Origin of the sequence: Stenotrophomonas sp. 2YAF26 (genome assembly GCF_052114625.1) — a bacterium.
Lineage (GTDB): Bacteria > Pseudomonadota > Gammaproteobacteria > Xanthomonadales > Xanthomonadaceae > Stenotrophomonas > Stenotrophomonas indicatrix.
Window position 1 is genome coordinate 124,934 of sequence record NZ_JBFRFC010000011.1, and the last position, 20,162, is coordinate 145,095.

Consider the following 20,162-nt stretch of genomic DNA (forward strand, 5'->3'; position numbering starts at 1 on the left):
AATGACGGGGAGTGTGCGTCACCGCACCAGTGTGACTGCCTGCCCGGCACGTGCGAAGGCCTCGCCCAGCAGCGGCCCCGCCTTGATGGCATCCACTTCCGCGAACAGTGCCTGCAACGCCGCCGCGGGCCGTGCGATGGGTGCGGCGACCGCCTGCTGGATGGCGGTGAAGCGATCGGCCAGCACGCGATGGCCGGGATGTGCCTGTGCCCAGGCCAGCAGGGGCTGGCGTACGCCGGCCGCTGCATCCAGCCGCTGCTGGTCGAACAGGGTGATGGCGGCGGCCGAGGTATCGGCACGTTCAATCGATGCCTGCCGCAGCTCACGGCTGAGGAACAGATCGTAGGCGGCGCCGCGTCCCACCGCGATGCGCAGCCCGTTGCGATCAAGGTCTGCAACGCGTTGCGCTGGACTGTCATCGCGCACCAGATAGGTGCCTTCGATCTCCACATACGGCGCGCTGAAGGCAATGCGGTCGGCGCGCGCCGGGTCCACCGCCAGGAAGGCCAGGTCCCACGCATCCTCATTCACCGCCGCAACCACCGATGCGGCCGCATCGTGGCAACTGAAGCAGGCCTGCACACCCAGCCGCTGTGCCAGCGCGGTGGCCAGTTCCACCGACGGCCCATGTGGTGGATTGGCGTTGCCCTGGGCCAGCACCGGGTTGCCCAGGTTGATGGCAACGCGCAGGTGGCCGAGCGGGGCCAAAGCATGACGATGGTCGGCCAGGGACATGGGCGTTTCCAGGAGGGTGGCGGGCTGTCCAGCATGCCAGTCGTGGCTGTAGCGTGTAGTGCACAGGGCTGCGATGCTGCCTTTCATCCGCCTGCACGCCGAGCACGATCACCATGAATCCCATCCTGCATGTTGAAGTTCCGGTCGCCGATCTCGAACGCGCCGTGGCGTTCTACGAGCACTGGCTGCAGGTGCGCATCGAAGCGCCGATCGACCTGCATGACTGCCGAATGGCCTACCTGTCGTTCAACGATGACGCCGCAGGTGCCAGCATGGCGCTGGTGCACGGCGCCGACTACCTGCCGTCGGAGCAGGGTCCGCGCATCTACCTGGGCGTGGACGATGTGGATCGCAGCCTGCAGCGTGCCCTGCAGGCCGGCGCGGTGCTGTGCTTTGGCCCGGCCGTGGCCGGTGGCTGGCGGGTGGCCGAGATCCGCGACAGCGAGGGCAACCGGATCGCCCTGCAGGCACCCATCAACCCATAGCCGCAAGCACAGCAGCCGGGAATGACGTGCCGCTACACGGACGTGGCTCGCGATCGCTGCAGCCAATCGGCGATCGCCGGATCCAACCGCGGATCGTCCGGGAGGCGCATGCCGAAACCCTGCTGCAGCACCTCGCGCACGTCCTGAACATCACGCAGCGGGCGCTTGGCCGGCGCCTGGCCCGGGCGGTATTCGGTGTAGTTGCCGCTGCCGATGGTGCGCCGCCAATCCGGCCCGGTCAGTGATGCACGCAGTTGGCCGGGGAAGCTCGACTGCGGATGCGTGCACACGTACCAGTTGCCTACCTCGTTATCGATCGGTGCCGGTGGCTGCAGGTCGAAACGGTACAGCGGCCGCCAGTCGTCACCGGCCTCAGCGGCAAGCATGAAGTCGCCATCGTCCAGGCGCCGCACGCGGTAGCGCTCGTGCGGTGTGTCCTGCACTGCGGTCTCATGCAGGCGCAATGGCACGGTCGGGGTCAGGCTGCCGAAGCCGGTATCGACCAGCCAATCCTCGTCCTTCAGACGCACCCGCAGGAGCAAGTGCGTACGCGCGGTCAGCTTGCCCTCTGCAGCCGAGAGCAGCACCCGAGCGCTCAGCGGTCGCGCATCGAAGCCCAAGGCCTGCAGCAGGGCCAGGAACGCGCCATTGAGTTCGAAGCAGTAACCGCCGCGCTGCGCGTGCAGCAGCTTGTGCTGGACGCTGTCCAGGTCGATCGCCACCGCGTCGCGCAGCAGGCTGGTCAGGGTCTCGAACGGCAGCAGGGCGTTGTGGCGCTGCTGCAGCAGGGTCAGCCCGGCCAGAGTGAGCGGGGGCGGGGCATCCAGCTGCAGGCGCTGCAGGTAGCGGGGGACGTCGATGGACATGGCAGGCATCACGGGCAGGGGGCTCCACTGTGATACCGCAACCGGGGTTGAGGTCAAGCGCGCCCCGACGGTGTCATCCCCCGGTCGTCTGCGGCCGGTACAACAGCGACAACTGGCCAATGCCCGCAGAAGAATTCAGTCCGACGCTAAAGTTCCGCCCCAACCGGTCGATACAGGTGCGTCCTTCCGCCTGGAGTCTGTCATGTCGGCCGTCGTTCCCCACCTTCGGTCCCTGCGTAGCCGCGTTGTCGGGTTGCGTCCCCGTTTCCCTGGCCTGCTGCGCTGGTTGCAACCCAATCGGCTCAGCGTCGCCGACAAGCTCAAGGCGACCCTGCTGGTCTGCAGCCTGGGCCTGGTGGCCATCGCCGCCGTCCATGCCTGGACCAGCCATGCGAGCATGCAGGCGGCGCGCGACCAGGCCAGCTACCAGCAGGGCAGTGACCGCGTCGCTTCGCTGGCAGCGCGGGTGGCCGAGGCCCGGCGCCTGCAGACCCAGTATGCGCGAAGTTTCGACGATGCCGACCGCAGCCAGTTGCTGGCCACGCAACGGACGTTGAAGCAGGATCTGCAGGCATTGCGTGCAATGCCGATGGATGCGGGGCGGCGCAAGGTGCTGCAGGAGATGACCGAGGCCGTTGATGCATTCTCACAGGGCATCGCCGCGTTGTTCGAGCGGGTGGATGAGATGGGGCGCGGCGACGCAGGCCTGTCCGCGCAGCTGCAGCAGTCCGCCGACGCACTGCAGGCACAGGTGGACGCGCTTGAGCGCCCTGCGCTTTCCCTGCATGTGCAGCGGATGCGGCGCCAGGAAGCACTGCTGCTGCTCGATGGCGATTCCACCCATGCCGATCGTGCCAGCGAAGAGAAGCTGCCCTTCGATCTGGCATTGGCGGGCCTGCCCGCCGAGGTGCAGGAGCGCGTGCGCAACGGCATGGAGGCCTACCAGGCCGCGCTGCTGGGCTATACCGCCGCGCGTGTCGGCCTGGACGTGGAAGCACAGTCGCTGCTCGAGACGGCGGCAGCCGTGGGCCCGGCACTGGCCGCATTCCAGCAGGCGCAAAGTGCGGCACTGGCTCAGGCGCAGCTTCGTCAGCAGTCGGGCGCTCGGATGGCCAGCGTGCTGTTCGTGGCCACCCTGCTGCTGGTGGCTGGCGTGCTGATCACCAGCCTGGTGCTGGTCGTCCGCGCGGTGCGTCGACCGATCCAGGACACCCTGCGTTTCGCTGGCGATATTGCCGATGACCGGCTCGACACCACGCTGCGCGTGCACAACGTCAACGATGAGATCGGCCAGCTTGCGCATTGCCTGGTCGACATGCAGCAACGCCTGCGTGCGCGGATCGAAACCGAGCGCGCGGTGGCACGCGGCAACACGCGCGTGCGGCAGGCGCTGGACAGCGCCCAGACCGGCTTGATGGTGGTTGATGCGGAAGGACTGGTGGCTTACGCCAATCCGGCGCTGCTGCAGCTCCTGGATCTTCCCGCAGAGACGTTGCTTGGCAGCGACGCGGTCCGCCTGCATCCGGCGCTGGCGGGACTGATCGGTGTTCGTCAGCGCGAAGAGCGTGAGATCGGCCACGCCGGTACCCGCTACCAGTTGATCGCCAATGCCATCGTCGAGGACGACCACTTCCTTGGCGTTGCGGTGGAATGGCGCAGTCGCGCGCTGGAAACGCTGCTGGAAACCGAAGTGGCGGCACTGGTCGACGCGGCGGCGCATGGCGAGCTGCAAGGGCGCATCGTACTGGAGGGCAAGCAGGGCTTCGTGCGCACGCTGTCGACCAGCATCAATCGCCTGCTGTCCACCTTCGAGACCAACCTCGGCGATCTGCAGGCACTGCTGGCCGCACTGGCACGCGGTGACCTGAGCGTGCGCTTGGAGGGGGACCTGCAGGGGGTGTTCGCCCGCATGCGTGACGATGCCAACGCCACTGTCGCGCAGCTGGGCCACATCGTCACCCGCATCCAGCAGGCCACGGTCCGCCTGGACGTGGGTGTTGGCGAAATCGTCGCCGGCCATCACGATCTTTCCCAGCGCACCGAGCAACAGGCAGCCAACCTGGAAGAAGCCGCTGCATCCATGCATGAACTGACCGATACCGTCGGCCGCAACGCCGACGCGGCGGGGCTGGCCGATGGACTGGTGCGCGACGCCGCCAGGGTGGCCGAGCGCGGCGGCACTGCGGTCGGCCAAGTGGTGGCCACCATGCAGGGCATCAGTGCGGCGTCGCGGCGCATCGGTGACATCATCCAGCTGATCGATGGCATCGCCTTCCAGACCAATATCCTGGCCCTCAACGCGGCAGTGGAGGCCGCGCGTGCAGGCGAGCAGGGCCGAAGCTTCGCGGTGGTGGCGGCTGAAGTGCGCTTGCTGGCCCAGCGCAGTGCCGATGCGGCCAAGCAGATCAAGGGGCTGATCGAGGATTCGGTGACGCGGGTTGACCAGGGCAGTATGCAGGCCGAGCAGGCGGGTACGACGATGGACGAGATCGTCAGCAGTGTGCAGCAGTTGGCCGGTCTACTGGCCGGTATCCGCAGTGCCTCGCACGAACAGCATGCAGGCATTGCCCAGGTAAACCAGACCGTCGTACAGATGGAGGCCAGCACGCAGCGCAATGCGAGCCTGGTGGAAGAGGCCGGCGCGTCGACTGCGCAGATGCAGACCCAGGTGCGCGCGCTGGCCGAAGCGGTGGCCGCGTTCCAGCTGCAGCCCGAGCGCCGGGCATGGGCGGCCTAGCAGCGACGGGTAGGGCTGCCGATACCGGCGGGATCAGCTGTGGTGGGCGCGGAGCGTGCTCCGCCCACCCTCAGCGGCAGGGCGTGGCCCGGGCTCCACTCAATACACGTCGCGCCGATAGCGCCCGTTCTCCAGCAGCAGTTCCACCATCTCATCGCCCAGTGCCTCGCGCAGCACCTGGTCCACGCCTTCGGCCATGCCGTGCAGTGATCCACACACATGGATCACTGCACCTTGTGCCAACCACGCCTGCAGTTCATCCGTCGCAGCGCGCAGTCGATGCTGTACGTAGCTGCCATCGTCCACATCACGCGAATAGGCCTGATCCAAACGCAGCAGATGCCCGTCAGCCTGCCACCGGATGATCTCGTCGGCGAACAGGAAGTCGTGCGCGCGCTGACGCTCGCCGAACAGCAGCCATTGGCCGTGCTCCCCGTGATGCGCGGCTTCGCGCAGCAGGCTGCGCAGGCCGGCGATGCCTGTGCCGTTGCCGATCAGCAGCATCGGCGCACCCGGCTGCCGATGGAAGCCCGGATTGCGATGCACGCGGGCGGCTATCGCACCGTCCAGCGGCGCATGCAGGGCCAGCCAGCCCGAGCCCAGTCCGGCGCGGCCAGCTGCGTCGTGGACCAGCCGCACTACCAGCTCCACTTCGCCATCGGCGGCGCATGAGGCGATGGAGTACTCACGCCCAGGCAGTGACGGCAGGCCCGACAACCAGAGGCCTGCATCCTGCACCTGCAACGCACGGCCGGGTTCGGGCAGCACGCGTTCGCTGGCCAGTTCCAGCAGGGTCTTCGCAACGCCGTCGATCAGCTGTGGCTGCTGGGGATCCAGGCCATGCGCGCGCAGTACCGCGCTGGCATGCATCGCGTCGTGGCGGGGCGCAATGTGCAGGATGTCGCCGGCCTGCCAATCGACATCGGCCGGCGGTGCCAGGCGGATCTTCCAGATCTGGCCGCCGACGCTGCCAGCGTTGAGCAGGGTGCGGTCGATCAGGCGCCAGTCGTGCATCACTGTGGCGGCCGGCAACACGCTGTCGTCGGTGTCGATGCCAGTCAGTCCGGTCAGCTGCAGCTGCCACTGGCGCAGCGCCCCCACCGAAGCAGCATCGACGTCGATGCGGGCGAACAAGGGTTGCGCGCCCGAGCGCGTCAACCAGTCGTCGATCTGGATGCCGAACCCGCAGAACTGCGCGTACTGGTGGTCACCCAGTGCGAGCATGCCGTAGTGCAACCCGGAAAGGTCCGGAAGCTGTGCCAGCAACTGGCGCGCGCCGCGCCGTGCGTTGTCCGGTGGTTCGCCATCACCGAAGGTGCTGAGGACGAACAGCGCTTGCGTGGCGGCCTGCAGCTGCGTGGCAGTCACACGCGCAAGCGGCAGTACTTGCACCGCGTGGCCGGCCGCCTGCAGCTGCGCCGCCGCACGCCAGGCCAACTGTTCGGCCAGGCCGCTCTGGCTGGCATGCACCACCAGCCAGGGCGTGCCCGAAGCATGGGGTGCTGCTGCCGGCACGGTCTGCCGCAGCGCGCGGGCGGCACGCTGGCCGCGGCGGCGGTCCAGGTACAACAGCCAGCCGGTAACGAAGAACAGGCACATGCCCAGGCTGCTGAGCATCACCACGATGCGCCCGGGCATGCCGAAGAAGCTGCCCGAGTGCAGGGCGAACATGCTGGTGGTGAGCTGGCCGCCGGCACCCTGGCGCGCGTAGGGGCGCGCGTCGAGGACCGCGCCGGTGGCCGGGTCGAGCTGCAGCAGGTCATGGGCGCGGTCGTGATGGCCGCCCCGTTGCGCGGGATCTGTCGACATCACCCGTACGTTGAGCGCTTGGCCGGGCTTCTCCGGCAGGCGCAGATCGATGAAGCCCAGGCGTACGCCGGGCAGTGCGTACAGCGTGGCCTCGACCTTGTGCAGATCCAGGGGCAGATCCGTGGCGACCTTGTGCTTGGCGGGAGGCGCAACACCCAGCAGCTGGGTCAGCCCATTGCGATACCAGTCGAACGACCACCACAACCCGGTCAGTGCGCTCATCAGGTAGATCAGCAGCACCCAGGTGCCGATCACCGAATGCAGGCTCCACAGGAAGCCCCGGCCCTTGCGCGCCCATTCCACCGCCAGCCAGCTGCGCCAGTGCCACCAGCGGCGTGGCCAGCGCAGGTACAGCCCGGACAGGGTGAAGAACAACAGCGCGATCGCACAGCTGCCGGTGATCCACGAGCCGCGTTCACCGGCGACCATGTGGCGGTGCAGGTCCTCGACGAAATCGAAGAAGGCCTGTCCACGCAGCGCGCTGAAGCGCTCGCCGCTGTAGGGGTCGAAATACACCCAGTGGTCCTTGCCGCCGGCAAAGCGGGCCACCGATGGGCGCTGGCCGCTGGCATCCACCCGCAGGCGCTGCAGCGGCCGCTCGCTGCCCGCCTGCAGCAACGGCACCAGTTCGCTCAAGGCAAGCGGTTGCTGGTTGTCGGCATGGTGTTCGGCGATCGCGGCGAAACCGGGATTGGCCGCACGCAGCAGCTCATCCTCGAACGACAGGACCGCACCGCTCAGGCCCATCACGGCCAGGATGGCACCGGCGCTGATGCCCAGCAGCCAGTGCAGTTGGAACAGGACGTTCTTGAACATCGGGATCGAGGGCCGTCGAGGCTGCCGCCCGCATCCTGCGCAACAGCAAATGAGAATTAATCGTAATTCTCCGGGTCGCGGGCCGCTGCGGTCAAGGAGGGTTTGCCGGCAGGGCTGCGCCCTGCACCCGCCGTAGTGCCGGCCGCTGGCCGGCAACCTCAATAGCAACATCAACATCAACAGCAACAGCCGAAGCTGGTTTCCTGAGGGTAGGCGGGGTGGGTCCGGTTGCGGGGGACGCCGTGAACCCATCCTTGGGGGCTTGGGCGCGCCATCCATGGCGCTTACACCCCCGCAACCGGACCCACCCCGCCAGCCCTGCCGACCTACTTCGCCCAGCCTTCGATTTCGCCGTGCGCGAACGGTCCGAGCTTGGCCTTCACCATCCGTCCCTGTGCGTCGAACAACACGCTGTAGGGCAGCAGACCCTGCGCGTTGCCCAACTGCACGCTGGCATCGCGTGGGCCGGGGGTATCGAGCACGATGGGATAGTCCACCGGCACCCGCTGCAGGAAATCGCGCACGCTGTCAGGCGTATCCAGCGCCAGGCCCAACACCTGCACGCCGCGTGCGCCCTGGCCCTCGGCAAAGCGGGCCAGCTCGGGCATCTCTTCCACACAGGGGCCGCACCAGCTGGCCCAGACATTGACCAGCAGCGGCCGGCCCTTGAAGCGTTCGCGGATATCCAGCGCGTGGCCTTCGCCATCGGGCAGGACCAGCGCCGGCAGCGGATCACCGGGGCGCAGCATCGGCAGCGCCGGGGGCGATACGGCAGGCGCTGCAGCTTCCGTCGCCGGCGCCGGCGCCAGCCGATTGCCGGCCCACAGGCCAAGCCCGGCAGCCAGCACCGCTGTCCACAGCAGTGCTGGCCGTTGCCACTTCATCGTGCGGTGCGCAGCAGCGCTTCTTCCACCAGCGCCTGGGTCAGCAGGGTGGGCAGCACCGTCGGCGGTGCGCCGGGGCCGTACACCACGTACAGCGGCACGCCCACGGCCTTGTGTTCATCCAGGAACGCGGTGATCTGCGGGTCCACATTGGTGTAGTCGCCGCGCATGTACACCGCGTTGGTGCGCTTGAGCAGTTCCTTGAACTCCGGGCGCGACAGCACCGCGCGCTCGTTGGCCTTGCAGCTCACGCACCAGTCGGCGGTCATGTTGACGAACACCACGCGGTTGTCGGCGCGCAGGCGGTCCAGCATCTGCGGCGAATAGTCCACCACGTTCTCGCTGCTCGCCTGTGCGGCACGTGCCGGCGGTGCCAGCTGCGTCACCGCCCACACCGGCACCAGCGCCGCGATCACCAGCAGCACGCCCAGCAGCCCGGCCGCGCGCTGGCTGCGCCAGCGGCTGCGCTCGAACAGCCACAGGCCACCGGTAAGCAGCAGCAGGCCACCCAGCGCCAGCGCCATGCCATCCACGCCGCGCTGCTTGCCCAGCACCCACAGCAGCCACAACGCGGCGGCGTACATCGGGAAGGCCAGCACATGCTTGAGGGTTTCCATCCACTGGCCCGGCTTGGGCAGGCGACGGGCCAGCGCCGGCACGAAGCCGATCAGCAGGAACGGCAGGGCCAGGCCCAGGCCGAGGAACAGGAACACCAGCATCGCCGCCACCGGCGGTGCAACGAAGGCATAGGCCACCGCCGGGCCGAAGAACGGACCCACGCAGGCGCTGCCGACCACGCAGGCCAGTACGCCGGTGAAGAAATCGCCGGCCGGGCCACTGCGTCGCGCCAGCGACTGGCCGAAGTTGCCGATGCCGCCGCCCATGGTGAACACGCCGGACAGGCTCAGGCCCACCGCGAACATGATGTAGGCCAACGCCGCGACCACGCCGGGATGCTGCAGCTGGAAACCGATGCCGACTGCGTTGCCCAGCATGCGCAGGCCGACCATCAGCGCGCCGATCACCGCGAAGGCAACCAGCACGCCCAGCGTGTACCACATGGCATGGCTGCGGGCGCGTTCGGGGCTTTCCCCGCTCTGCGCCAGGCTCAGCACCTTCAACGACAGGATCGGCAGCACGCAGGGCATCAGATTCAGCACCAGGCCTCCGCCCAGCGCCAGCAGCAGCACCCACAGCAGCGAGCTGTCGGTTTTCGGCACGCGGCTGGGGGCCTTGGTACGCAGTGCATTGTCCTGCTGCGCATCAGCGGCGAATGCATCGCGCGCGCCGCTGCTGGCGTCGGCACCGCCCGTGGTGGCGGGCGCGTCATTGGGCACAGTCGGAAGCAGGCGCAGTGGCGTGCCGTTGGCGCCCTCGCGGGTGCTGGCAGCGGCCGAAGGCGGCAGCGAGCGGATCACTTCGTCGCGTGCAGCCGGTGCATCACCGGTGGCGTTGACCTTGCCGGCGGGGATCGACAGCTTCACCCGCCGGGTCATCGGCGGATAGCAGATGCCATCGGTCTGGCAGCCCTGGAAGGTCACCACCAGCGTGCTGTCTACGGCCTCGGCGCGGCTGCGGCGCAGTGGCACCGGCACTTCCACCTGGTTGAAATAGACCGCCACATCACCGAAGTGCTCGTCGCGGTGCGACTGCGCCGCCGGCCAGCGCGGCTTGTCGGCCAGTACCCCGGCGCTGCCTTCCAGCTTCAGCGAGGTGCGGTCGCGATACAGGTAATAGCCCGGTGCCGGGCTGAAGCGCAGCAGCAGGGTGTTGCCATCGCTGGCGATGGCATCGAAGCCGAATGCCTGTTCCGATGGCAGCGGCAATGCCTGGCTGTTGCTGGTGCCCGGCAGTCGCAGGCCACCGCCACTGCCGGCGCCGGCCAGCGGGTTGTTGAACGCACTGGCGCCGGTGGCGCGTGCGGTCGGCAGCGTGGCCGCCGCACCGCCTGCACCGGGCAGGGTCACCTGCACCACGCGCTTCTGCGGCGGGTAGCACACACCGGCATCGGCGCAGCCCTGGTAACGCACTTCCAGGCTGATGGTGCCAGCGGCATCGGCGGGCGCGCCGGGCAGGGTGGCCTGCAGGCGCTCGCGGTAGGTCTCCACCTCACCGAAGAAATCGTCGTGGTGCTTCTTGCCTGCGGGCATCTGCAGCGCAGCGGCGTTGAACGCCGGATCAGCCTTCACCGTGGTGCGGTGGCGATACAGGTAATAGCCGGGGGCGATCTTGAACTGCAGTTGGATCTGGCCACGCTCGGGCGCGCTGGCGGTCAGCGCGAACGCCTGGTCCACCGGCAGCAGATCCTTCTCATCCAGCGCGAAGGCTGGCAATGAAAGCCACAACAGGGCGCACAAGGCGGCGCCACGCGCAAACAGAGTCTTCAATCAGTGTCCTCCCGGGTCTGTGCCCGGATCCAGTCCAGATACGCCGGCAGGCCGGCCCGGGTTTCGACCGCGATGCACTCCGGGAGTTCATACGGATGCAGTTCGACGATCCGGGCGATGGCGTCATCGACACGGCTTGCGGTGGTTTTCACCAGCAGCTGCAGCTCGGCGTCGGTGGTCACCTCGCCCTGCCAGCGGTAGGTCGACTGTGCGCCGTCCAGGCGGGTCACGCAGGCAGCCAGGTGCTCGGCGACCAGCGCGTGCGCGATGCGCTCGGCACTGGCCCGGTCCGGGCAGGTGGTCAACAGCAGCAGGACGGGATCGACGGTCGACATGACCGTCGAGTATAGGGCCCCTGTCCGACCGGGTCAGGATCGGACAGGGGAAATACAACTTTCTTCAAACGGTGTCAGTTGGCCAGCTGGCAGGTCGCGGGCTTGGCCGAGGTGAACAGGCCCGGGGTGGCCCACTCGGGGTGGTCGATGAACGGGTTGCGGTTGCCCTGGAAGCTGTAGATCACGTCATTGCGGGCACGTTCTGCAGCGCTCGGCGGATCAGCAAGATGCCAGTCGATCAAGGTCGACAGCAGGCCCATGTAGGCCGGCGAGCTGCTGGTCTTGACGATCTTGCTGCGGTCGTCGGTCAGTTCCAGGTCCGGTTCGGACTGGCCGGTGGCCGCATCCTTGCCCCCTTCGTAGCGGATGGCCATGTACATCACCGCGCGTGCCATGTCGCCCTTGCGTGCACCCCACACTTCAAAAGTGCCAGCGTTGCCATCCGGCGTACGTACCCAGTTCGAATTGCCCGGATAGCCGCCGCTGCCGCCGCCCTGGCCGTTGTTGGCCTCGGTGGCACGCTCGCCGCAGTTGGCGTCGCACTTGCCGAACGGCTTGTTGCCGCGGTCGGCGTTCCACTGTGCGTCGGTCAGGTACAGCATGTGGGTGTCGGTATAGGGCGCATACGGCAGGCCCTTGTCGCCGGTGGTGCTGGCAAAGCCCAGCGAGTTCGGCCAGGTGTGCTCGCGGTTGTACTTCAGGCCGCCGCCACTGCCTGCACGGTCGGTCACCTTGGTGTAGCTGCGGTTGCGATAGGCGTCGAGGATCCGGCCACTGTTGTTCGGATCTTCGTCGGCGATCTCCAGGATGGTCCAGGTGCTGGTGCCCGAGCCACTGTACGGATACGCGGTGTGGCCCTTGATGGTGGCGTGCAGCGAGCAGCGCAGCTGGCTGGGGCTGCTGGTGTTGACCTTCGAGTAGTAACCGGCCGGTCCGCCGGGATTGCCCGGGTCCGGATTGCCGGTGGTGGTGGCCACGGTGAAGGCGATGCGGCTGTCGGTCGCCGGGCGGGCACCCTGCGCATCGGTGATGCGTGCGGCACGGATGTCGAAGCGGCAGGCTTCACCGGCGACCAGCGCGGTGTTGGTCGACAGCTTCACGCTCTTGCCGCTGGCCGGCCAGATCAGCGGCACGCTGCCGGAGGTGCCGCAGGTCAGTGCGAAGGCGCCGCTGGCGAGGTTGACCGTCTCGCTGAACACCACTTCCAGGTCGGCGGCGGCAGGGAAGGTGCTGCTGCCCTGTGCCGGCGTGGTGGTGGACACCGACGGCGGCGTGTTCGGGCCCGGGGTGCCACCGCCGCTGAAGGTCTGGTTGTTGTTGCAGCTGCCGAAGGTCTGCCTGGCCGATTCGGCCCAGGTGAAGTGCGCGTACTGGCTGCCGCTGCCGGTCAGCTGCAGCGAGGTGCCCGCAGCGGTGCTGTTGGTTTCGGCAACGGGAATGTTCTGGCTGGTCATGCCGGCGGCGGGGCCGGCGGAGGCGGTGATCGCGCCCTCGTAGCTGAGGAACTGGACCACCTTGCCGCTGGCGTCGACCAGGGCGATGCCGTCGTTGGGGCCGTTCTGCAGGCCGTTGCTGGGGTAGGTGACCACCGCCAGGGAGGCGCTGCCGCAGCTGGCCGCGGTTCCGGCCGGTACCGCGTTGTTGGCGTAGACCGTGGCGGCCGACGGATTGCTGCCGTTGTAGAGGTACAGGCGGTAGCCGGACAGATCCTCGCCGGCGGTGGCGACCACTTCGATGGCTTCGCCGACGTCACCGGCAGCGGTGCTGTCGTCGTAGTGCAGTTCGTTGATGAAGACCTCGGCCTGGGCCGGCGCGGCAGCCAGGGCCAGCAGGCAGGCGGCGGCGAGCGGGGACAGCAATCGCATCGACTACTCCTTGTGATTGGGAATGCCGGGCCACCCTAAAGCCGATCCGGTGACACTTTGTCGTAAATGAACGCCAGATATCTGACAGTGCGACGGCGGTCACCAAATGGCGGCCAATTCCCCCTTGGCTTGCCGCGACGCATCCCTATAAAGGCGTCCGCGCAGGGATGGAGTGCCGCCGGGCCGCCGGGAAAAATTTATGGGCGGGCCTTGAAAGGACTCCGGAGGTCTCCATCTCTGTCGTGCTCCCGACCTGTCGGGCTTTTTCACGCGCGTTGCTGGCAGTCACCTGGTGTGAGTGCTAACATCGCCGGACTTTTTCAGACCAATCAATAACTTAAGAGGTCCCACATGAGCATCAAGCCGCTGCACGACCGCGTTGTGGTCAAGCCGATCGAAGCCGACGAAGTTTCCGCCGGTGGCATCCTGATCCCGGACTCCGCCAAGGAAAAGTCCACCAAGGGTGAAGTCGTGGCCGTGGGCCCGGGCAAGCCGCTGGACAACGGCAACGTGCGCGCTCCGTCGCTGAAGGTCGGTGACAAGGTCATCTACGGCCAGTACGCCGGCAGCTCGTACAAGAGCGAAGGCGTCGAGTACAAGGTCCTGCGCGAAGACGACGTGCTCGCCGTCATCGGCTGAGTGTCAGCGCGACCTGCTTCAGTTACACCCCATTTCCGCTAAAAGCAGCCGGGCTCCGCTCGGCTCTACACAGAGGTAAACGCAATGGCTGCCAAGGATATTCGTTTCGGTGAAGACGCCCGTTCGCGCATGGTGCGCGGCGTCAACGTTCTCGCCAATGCCGTCAAGGCCACCCTGGGCCCGAAGGGCCGCAACGTCGTGCTCGAGAAGAGCTTCGGCGCCCCGACCATCACCAAGGACGGCGTGTCCGTCGCCAAGGAAATCGAACTGGCTGACAAGTTCGAGAACATGGGCGCGCAGATGGTGAAGGAAGTCGCCTCGCGTACCAACGACGACGCCGGCGACGGCACCACCACCGCCACCGTGCTGGCCCAGGCCCTGATCCGCGAAGGCGCCAAGGCCGTTGCTGCCGGCATGAACCCGATGGACCTCAAGCGCGGTATCGACAAGGCCGTCGTGGCTGCCGTCGCCGAGCTGAAGAACATCTCCAAGCCGACCGCTGACGACAAGGCCATTGCCCAGGTCGGCACGATCTCGGCCAACTCGGACGAGTCGATCGGCCAGATCATCGCCAACGCGATGAAGGAAGTCGGCAAGGAAGGCGTGATCACCGTTGAAGAAGGCTCGGGCCTGGACAACGAGCTGGACGTGGTCAAGGGCATGCAGTTCGACCGCGGCTACCTGTCCCCGTACTTCATCAACAACCAGCAGTCGCAGACCGCTGACCTGGATGACCCGTACATCCTGCTGCACGACAAGAAGATCTCCAACGTCCGTGACCTGCTGCCGGTGCTGGAAGGCGTCGCCAAGGCCGGCAAGCCGCTGCTGATCGTTGCCGAGGAAGTCGAAGGCGAAGCGCTGGCGACCCTGGTGGTCAACACCATCCGCGGCATCGTCAAGGTCGTGGCCGTCAAGGCTCCGGGCTTCGGCGACCGTCGCAAGGCGATGCTGGAAGACATGGCCGTGCTGACTGGCGGCACCGTGATCTCCGAGGAAGTCGGCCTGTCGCTGGAAAAGGCCACCATCAAGGACCTGGGCCGCGCCAAGAAGGTGCAGGTTTCCAAGGAAAACACCACCATCATCGATGGCGTGGGTGACAAGGCTGCGGTCGATTCGCGCGTTGCGCAGATCAAGACCCAGATCGAAGACACCTCCTCGGACTACGACCGCGAGAAGCTGCAGGAGCGCGTGGCCAAGCTGGCCGGTGGCGTGGCAGTGATCAAGGTCGGCGCTTCGACCGAAATCGAAATGAAGGAAAAGAAGGATCGCGTCGACGACGCCCTGCACGCGACCCGTGCGGCCGTTGAAGAAGGCGTGGTTCCGGGCGGCGGCGTTGCCCTGGTCCGTGCGGTCTCCGCACTGGCTGGCCTGAAGGGTGCCAACGAAGACCAGAACCACGGCATCCAGATCGCCCTGCGTGCGATGGAAGCCCCGCTGCGCGAAATCGTTGCCAATGCCGGTGAAGAGCCGTCGGTCATCGTCAACAAGGTCAAGGAAGGCACCGGCAGCTTCGGCTACAACGCCGCCACCGGCGAGTTCGGCGACATGCTGCAGTTCGGCATCCTGGACCCGACCAAGGTGACCCGTTCGGCGCTGCAGAACGCAGCCTCGATCGCTGGCCTGATGATCACCACCGAAGCCATGGTTGCCGACGCTCCGAAGAAGGACGAGCCGGCCATGGGTGGCGCTGGTGGCATGGGCGGCATGGGTGGCATGGGCGGCATGGACTTCTAAGTCCCGCTGCACCGGTAGCTGCCGACCCAGGTCGGCACGCTTCCCTGCTGCAATGAAAAACCCCGCCGGAAGGCGGGGTTTTTTTGTGGCCTGCATCCACGCATGGCGTGGATCTACCGGGCAATGCGGCATCACCCGCCGCTACGCTGCTGGAGCTGTCGGCAGGTTGTCCTGCAGCCACGCCAGGAACGCGGCCACCATCGGGTTGTCGTTGCTGCCTGGCCGGGTCACCGCGTAATAGGCGAAGGACTGCGGCCACGGCTGCTCCAGGACTACCTGCAGGCGACCGTTGGCCACTTCTTCGGCCACGTGGATGTCGCGCACCAGCGCGATGCCCTGGCCGGCTGCCGCTGCGCGTATCAACAACAGATCGTCATCGAAAGCGGGGCCGCGCTGCAGGCGCGCATCCTGCGGCACGCCCAGGGCCTGAAACCACAGCCGCCAGTCATTGCGTTCGCTGTCCTGCAGCAGTGGCAACCGCAGGCAGTGCTCCACGCGGGTGATCGGTGGCACGGTCGCCAGCAGCGCCGGGCTTGCCACCGGCAGCAACGCCGGTGCCAACAGGTGCTCCGCATGCAGCCCCGGATACTGGCCCAGGCCGTGCCGGATCGCGATGTCCACGCCATCACGGCGCAGGTCCACCAGCGCGGGGCTGGCATCCAACTGCACGTCGATTCCTGGATGTCGCGCGCTGAAATCGGCCAGTCGCGGTGCCAGCCAGTGGGCGGCGAAACTGGGCGCGGCGCTGATCCGCAACGACGACCTGCCTTGCCACGCTTCCAGTGCGTGCAGGCTGCTGGCGATCTGATCGAAGGCCTGGCGCAGTTCCGGGTAGACACGGTTGCCGGCAGTGCTGAGCACCACGCCGTGGCGGGTTCGATCGAACAGGCTGACGCCGAGCCGTTCCTGCAACTGCCGCAGTTGCTGGCTCACCGCGCCGGGTGTCACGCCCATCACCTCGGCGGCCGCCGTCAGGCTGCCGTGGCGGCTGGTTTCAACGAAGGCCCGCAGGGCCAGCAAGGGCAGTACCGCACCCATCTTCCATTCTCCCGTGACGATGCTGGCGAGCCGTCGGCACGTCCACCGGCCAGCGCAGGGCACAGCATATCGGCCGGGTCGATGGCTGTCGCGCCGGTGCGCGCGATGTTGAGCTGGGCTCAACTGCAACCGCAGCAGACATCGTTTCCCGCCTGCATGCCAGGTTCCTAGACTGGTTGCACGGTCGCTGCAGCGCCTTTTTTCCACATCGCTTCGCCCTGCCCATGTTGTGGGAGGGCAGCGCGTGTGCACCTGATTTCTACTTCCAGGATGCCTCCGTGACCGAACCTTCGCTGCACCTGCATACCGACAGCTCACCCAACGGCTACAAGGCCACCATCGCGCTGGAGGAGCTGGGCCTGCCGTATCGCCTGCACCACGTGCGCATCGAGCAGGGTGAACATCGCCATCCTGATTTCCTGCGGCTCAATCCGCACGGTCGCATTCCGGTCCTCGAAGACCGCGGCAGAGGCATCGTGCTGTTTGAATCGGCGGCGATCCTGCTGTACCTGGCCGAGCAGGGCGGCGCATTGTTGCCACAGGCGCCAGCCGCGCGCTGGGACGCCATCACCTGGCTGATGTTCCATGCCTCCAGCGTCGGTCCCATCTTCGGCCAGCGCGTGCATTTCGAACACTTCGCGCAGGAGCGCTACCTGCCGGCGATCGAGCGCTACCGGCACCTTTCCGAAGACATCTTCGCGATCCTCGATGCACGTTTGGCCGAGCGTCCCTGGCTGGCCGGCGATGACTACTCGATCGCGGACATCGCGCACTTCGGTTGGCTGCATGTGCTCAGGGTGATCGACATCGACTTCTCGCGCCATCGTCATCTTTCGGCGTGGTACCAGCGCTTAGCCGCGCGGCCCGCCGTACAGCGCGGCGTGCTGCTGCCTGAGCCCGCGACCGGGCCCTGAGGAGATCCCCGCAATGACAGCTTCCCTTTCGATCCACGGCGCTTCGGCAGCCGCCTTCGCCAGCCATGCCGGCTACCAGCGCATGTTCCGCGCCGATGCACTGACTCTGGGCATCTTCCTGCCGCTGCGCTTCTACCAGGGCGACATGGCGGCTCTGCAGGGGCAGACCGCATTGGTAGAGGCCATCGACCGCCATGGTTTCGCTGCGGTCTGGGTGCGTGACGTTCCGCTGTTCGATCCACAGTTCGGTGATGCCGGACAGGTATTCGATCCGTTCACCTATCTCGCGTGGTTGGCGGCCCGCACCCATCGCGTCGCGTTGGCGACAGGCAGCGTGGTGATGCCACTGCGGCATCCCATCGACCTGGCCAAGGCCGCCGCGTCGATCGACCAGCTGTCCGCAGGGCGGCTGGTGATGGGTATTGCCTCGGGTGATCGACCGCTTGAGTTTCCCGCCTACGGCCTCGACGACGCCCGACGTGGTGAGCGGTTCGCAGATGCCGTGGTGGCCTTCCGGCAATGGTTGCAGCCCACAGACGGGGCGCTGGCCGGCCATCCCTGGGCCGCGCAGGGCGTGCAGCTGCTGCCCCCGCCGCTAAGCGGTCGCATCCCGTTGATGGTCACCGGAGGTGCCCGGCAGTCGCTGCAATGGATCGGCCAGCACGCCGACGGCTGGCTGACCTATCCCGACGCCACCCATGACACGGCAGGACCCCAGCGGCTGGCGGCGAAGATCCGCGCATGGCGCGCGCAGATTCCCGACGGCGGCTTCCGTCCGCACATGACCAATGAATGGCTGGACCTGGTGGATGACCCGGACCATCCGCGCGTGCCGCTGCAGGGTGGCTACTGCCTGCGTACCGGGCGCAAGGGGCTGATCGCGCTGCTGGAAGCCTGGCAGCGTGCCGGGGTAAACCATGCCGCGCTCGGCATTCAGTTCTCGCAGCGCCCAGCTGCCGACGTGCTGCAGGAACTGGCCGAAGAGGTGCTGCCGTTGTTTCCGTCGCATCCCGGTCCACCGTCGGGGGGGAAGGAATGGTAGCGATGCATTTCCGCGATCGCTGAGCTGCGGACCCTGCCGGCCGCAGCGGGAGGCTTGCAGTTTTTGTTCAACGAATTATGATTAGCCACCTAATTATATAGGGGTGCATGATGCTTGAGTTGAAGCACCAGGCCTTCGTCGAGGAGGCGCAGCGCCGTGGCCACGCCACTGTTGCGCAGCTGCGCCTGTGCTTCCAGCTGCTGGCCTTGTCCAGCGCGATCGACCGTGACTGCGCTTCACGCCTGGCGCCGCACGGCCTCAGCGAGGGCCGTTTCATTGTGCTGTTCCTGCTGCACGGTGCTGGTGGCACGTTGCCTCCGCACGAGTTGGCCGAGCGTGCTGGCGTCACCCGCGCCACCATCAGCGGGTTGCTCGATGGCCTGCAGCGTGACGGCCTGCTGCAGCGGCGCAACGATGCCGAGGATGGCCGCCGTCTGCAGATCGTGCTGATGGCCCGCGGCAAGCGCTTGGCCGGCGATCTGTTCGACCAGCACACACAATGGATCGGCGGACTGTTCAACGGTCTTGATTCCCGCGAACAGGTGCAGTTGTCGCTGCTGTTGGAAAAGGTCTGGCGACACACCGACGCGGGCCAGGAAGCAGGTACATGAGCAATACCATCGCCACGGCACGCCTGCGGGAACTGAACGCGGGCAGTGCAGCCAGCACGCATCTGGCCGAGTGCCTGGCTGTGGACTTCGCTGCGTTGCTGCAGGCGGTGGCACCGACCTTGCCACCGGCCTCGATACAGCGGATGCAGGCCGCTGCAGGCAAAGGAATCACCCAGCGCATGGCATTGGCCGCAGCGGTACTGCGCGAGGCAGGGCAGGACGAGGTGCAGTGCTGGCAGGCGCATCCCTCCGACACCGTGCGCGGATGGGCCTGCTATCTGATCGGCGGCGACGCGCAGGCGGCATTGGCCGACAAGCTGCAGGCCATGCGTTCACTGGCAGATGATCCGCACTTCGGTGTGCGCGAATGGGCATGGTTGGCCTTGCGCAGCGATATCGTCGCCGAGCCGCTGGAAGCGCTTGCCCTGCTGCAACCCTGGACGCAGCAGCGCTCGCCGCATCAGCGCCGCTTCGCCTGTGAGGCGCTTCGCCCCCGCGGTGTATGGGCCACGCACATTGCGCTGTTCAAGCAGCAACCCGAGCACGCGTTGCCCTTGCTGGAGGCCCTCGCTGACGATCCCGAGCGCTATGTGCAGGACTCGGTCGGCAACTGGCTGAACGACGCAGGCAAGAGCCAGCCCGGATGGGTGCGGGATGTATGCGCACGGTGGCAGTCAACGCACGACAGCGCAGCCAATACGTACATCCGCAAGCGCGCGCTGCGCTCGCTGTAACGCCGTACCGTTCACCCGCGTTTCCCGGCAGTGCCGGCCGCTGGCCGGCAACCCCATGACCTTCAAGGGAGACCCCATGCGCCACCGCCTCATCGGACTGCATTCCGGCACCCTCGTGGCACATGCGCGTGTCATCCATTCCGGGTAAAGATGGCGCTCGGCCGTGTCCATCCGCAGGGAAGTCGAGCATGCAGAGCAAGATCCAGGTGACGTTGTACGGAGCGCTGGGCAGCAGTCCAGCGCTGCAGGTACCCGGCCTGGAAGGGCCGGTGGTTGCCATCCAGGAAGCCACCTTGCGGCAGCTGGTGTCCGATCTGTATACGGCCAGGTCAATGCTCAACCCCGAACAGCTTGATGAGGCCAGGCAGGAACTGGACCGCGTGGTGGAGCGTTGGGTCGACATCCACGAGACGCTGCTGCTGGACGTGGAAGTGCATGGCGGCCGATAGTCCGCTGAACCGCGCCCGCAGTTGCGGATGAAACAGTTGGCACCCGCCAAAACCCTGTGTTATCAATAGATCCCATGAACGC

The 20,162-nt window shown here is 67.0% G+C and carries 17 protein-coding genes; 9 read left to right on the plus strand and 8 right to left on the minus strand.

The window, feature by feature from the left end; all coding sequences use genetic code 11:
• Positions 1–18: 18 nt before the first annotated feature.
• Positions 19–735 (minus strand): transporter substrate-binding domain-containing protein, encoded by a 717-nt coding sequence (locus AB4Y98_RS13205; RefSeq protein ID WP_442244489.1) that lies wholly within the window; start codon positions 733–735, stop codon positions 19–21.
• Between the two features lie 113 nt (positions 736–848).
• On the opposite strand from AB4Y98_RS13205, the gene AB4Y98_RS13210 reads away from it, so the two are divergent.
• On the plus strand, positions 849–1,220 hold the full coding sequence (locus tag AB4Y98_RS13210; RefSeq protein ID WP_313249913.1) for a VOC family protein: 372 nt from the start codon (positions 849–851) through the stop codon (positions 1,218–1,220).
• Positions 1,221–1,252: 32 nt separating this feature from the next.
• On the opposite strand, the gene AB4Y98_RS13215 is transcribed toward AB4Y98_RS13210, so the two are convergent.
• The gene (locus AB4Y98_RS13215; RefSeq protein ID WP_363734020.1) at positions 1,253–2,086 is read right to left on the minus strand and encodes an arylamine N-acetyltransferase family protein; all 834 of its coding nucleotides are present in this window, start codon (positions 2,084–2,086) and stop codon (positions 1,253–1,255) included.
• 202 nt (positions 2,087–2,288) lie between these two features.
• Between AB4Y98_RS13215 and AB4Y98_RS13220 the strand changes: the two genes are divergently transcribed.
• Complete coding sequence (locus AB4Y98_RS13220) at positions 2,289–4,823, plus strand: methyl-accepting chemotaxis protein (protein WP_442244490.1); 2,535 nt, start codon at positions 2,289–2,291, stop codon at positions 4,821–4,823.
• Between the two features lie 99 nt (positions 4,824–4,922).
• Here AB4Y98_RS13220 and AB4Y98_RS13225 read toward each other — a convergent pair whose 3' ends face one another.
• The 5 genes from AB4Y98_RS13225 to AB4Y98_RS13245 all read right to left on the minus strand — a co-directional run bounded on the left by AB4Y98_RS13225 (position 4,923) and on the right by AB4Y98_RS13245 (position 12,919).
• Positions 4,923–7,448 (minus strand): sulfite reductase flavoprotein subunit alpha, encoded by a 2,526-nt coding sequence (locus AB4Y98_RS13225; protein ID WP_363734023.1) that lies wholly within the window; start codon positions 7,446–7,448, stop codon positions 4,923–4,925.
• 326 nt (positions 7,449–7,774) lie between these two features.
• A complete protein-coding gene (locus AB4Y98_RS13230; protein WP_442244491.1) occupies positions 7,775–8,332 on the minus strand; it encodes a TlpA family protein disulfide reductase in 558 nt (185 codons plus the stop codon).
• The gene (locus AB4Y98_RS13235) at positions 8,329–10,719 is read right to left on the minus strand and encodes a protein-disulfide reductase DsbD domain-containing protein (RefSeq protein WP_442244492.1); all 2,391 of its coding nucleotides are present in this window, start codon (positions 10,717–10,719) and stop codon (positions 8,329–8,331) included. Before AB4Y98_RS13235 ends, AB4Y98_RS13230 begins: the two co-directional genes overlap by 4 nt.
• Entirely contained in the window at positions 10,716–11,054 is a 339-nt protein-coding gene (cutA, locus tag AB4Y98_RS13240; RefSeq protein WP_080149728.1) for a divalent-cation tolerance protein CutA, read from the minus strand. Before cutA ends, AB4Y98_RS13235 begins: the two co-directional genes overlap by 4 nt.
• 74 nt (positions 11,055–11,128) lie before the next feature.
• Positions 11,129–12,919, minus strand: a complete 1,791-nt coding sequence (locus tag AB4Y98_RS13245) for an endonuclease (protein ID WP_442244493.1) — start codon at positions 12,917–12,919, stop codon at positions 11,129–11,131.
• 351 nt (positions 12,920–13,270) lie between these two features.
• On the opposite strand from AB4Y98_RS13245, the gene AB4Y98_RS13250 reads away from it, so the two are divergent.
• Positions 13,271–13,558 carry a co-chaperone GroES gene (locus AB4Y98_RS13250; protein WP_025878649.1) on the plus strand — a complete coding sequence of 96 codons (288 nt, stop codon included), beginning with the start codon at positions 13,271–13,273 and terminating at the stop codon, positions 13,556–13,558.
• Between the two features lie 84 nt (positions 13,559–13,642).
• On the plus strand, positions 13,643–15,292 hold the full coding sequence (groL, locus tag AB4Y98_RS13255; protein WP_025878650.1) for a chaperonin GroEL: 1,650 nt from the start codon (positions 13,643–13,645) through the stop codon (positions 15,290–15,292).
• Positions 15,293–15,433: 141 nt separating this feature from the next.
• On the opposite strand, the gene AB4Y98_RS13260 is transcribed toward groL, so the two are convergent.
• Positions 15,434–16,330 carry a LysR substrate-binding domain-containing protein gene (locus tag AB4Y98_RS13260; RefSeq protein ID WP_394197382.1) on the minus strand — a complete coding sequence of 299 codons (897 nt, stop codon included), beginning with the start codon at positions 16,328–16,330 and terminating at the stop codon, positions 15,434–15,436.
• Positions 16,331–16,608: 278 nt separating this feature from the next.
• Between AB4Y98_RS13260 and AB4Y98_RS13265 the strand changes: the two genes are divergently transcribed.
• From AB4Y98_RS13265 to AB4Y98_RS13285, 5 genes are all read left to right on the plus strand, one after another.
• Positions 16,609–17,244 carry a glutathione S-transferase family protein gene (locus AB4Y98_RS13265; protein ID WP_363734031.1) on the plus strand — a complete coding sequence of 212 codons (636 nt, stop codon included), beginning with the start codon at positions 16,609–16,611 and terminating at the stop codon, positions 17,242–17,244.
• A 13-nt stretch (positions 17,245–17,257) separates the two neighbouring features.
• Positions 17,258–18,286, plus strand: a complete 1,029-nt coding sequence (locus AB4Y98_RS13270) for an LLM class oxidoreductase (protein WP_442244494.1) — start codon at positions 17,258–17,260, stop codon at positions 18,284–18,286.
• Positions 18,287–18,396: 110 nt separating this feature from the next.
• Positions 18,397–18,897 (plus strand): MarR family winged helix-turn-helix transcriptional regulator, encoded by a 501-nt coding sequence (locus AB4Y98_RS13275; protein WP_442244495.1) that lies wholly within the window; start codon positions 18,397–18,399, stop codon positions 18,895–18,897.
• Entirely contained in the window at positions 18,894–19,631 is a 738-nt protein-coding gene (locus AB4Y98_RS13280; RefSeq protein ID WP_363734035.1) for a DNA alkylation repair protein, read from the plus strand. Before AB4Y98_RS13275 ends, AB4Y98_RS13280 begins: the two co-directional genes overlap by 4 nt.
• A gap of 188 nt (positions 19,632–19,819) precedes the next feature.
• Positions 19,820–20,080: a hypothetical protein gene (locus AB4Y98_RS13285; RefSeq protein ID WP_025878654.1), complete on the plus strand. Its 261-nt coding sequence runs from the start codon at positions 19,820–19,822 to the stop codon at positions 20,078–20,080.
• The last annotated feature ends 82 nt before the right edge of the window (positions 20,081–20,162 follow it).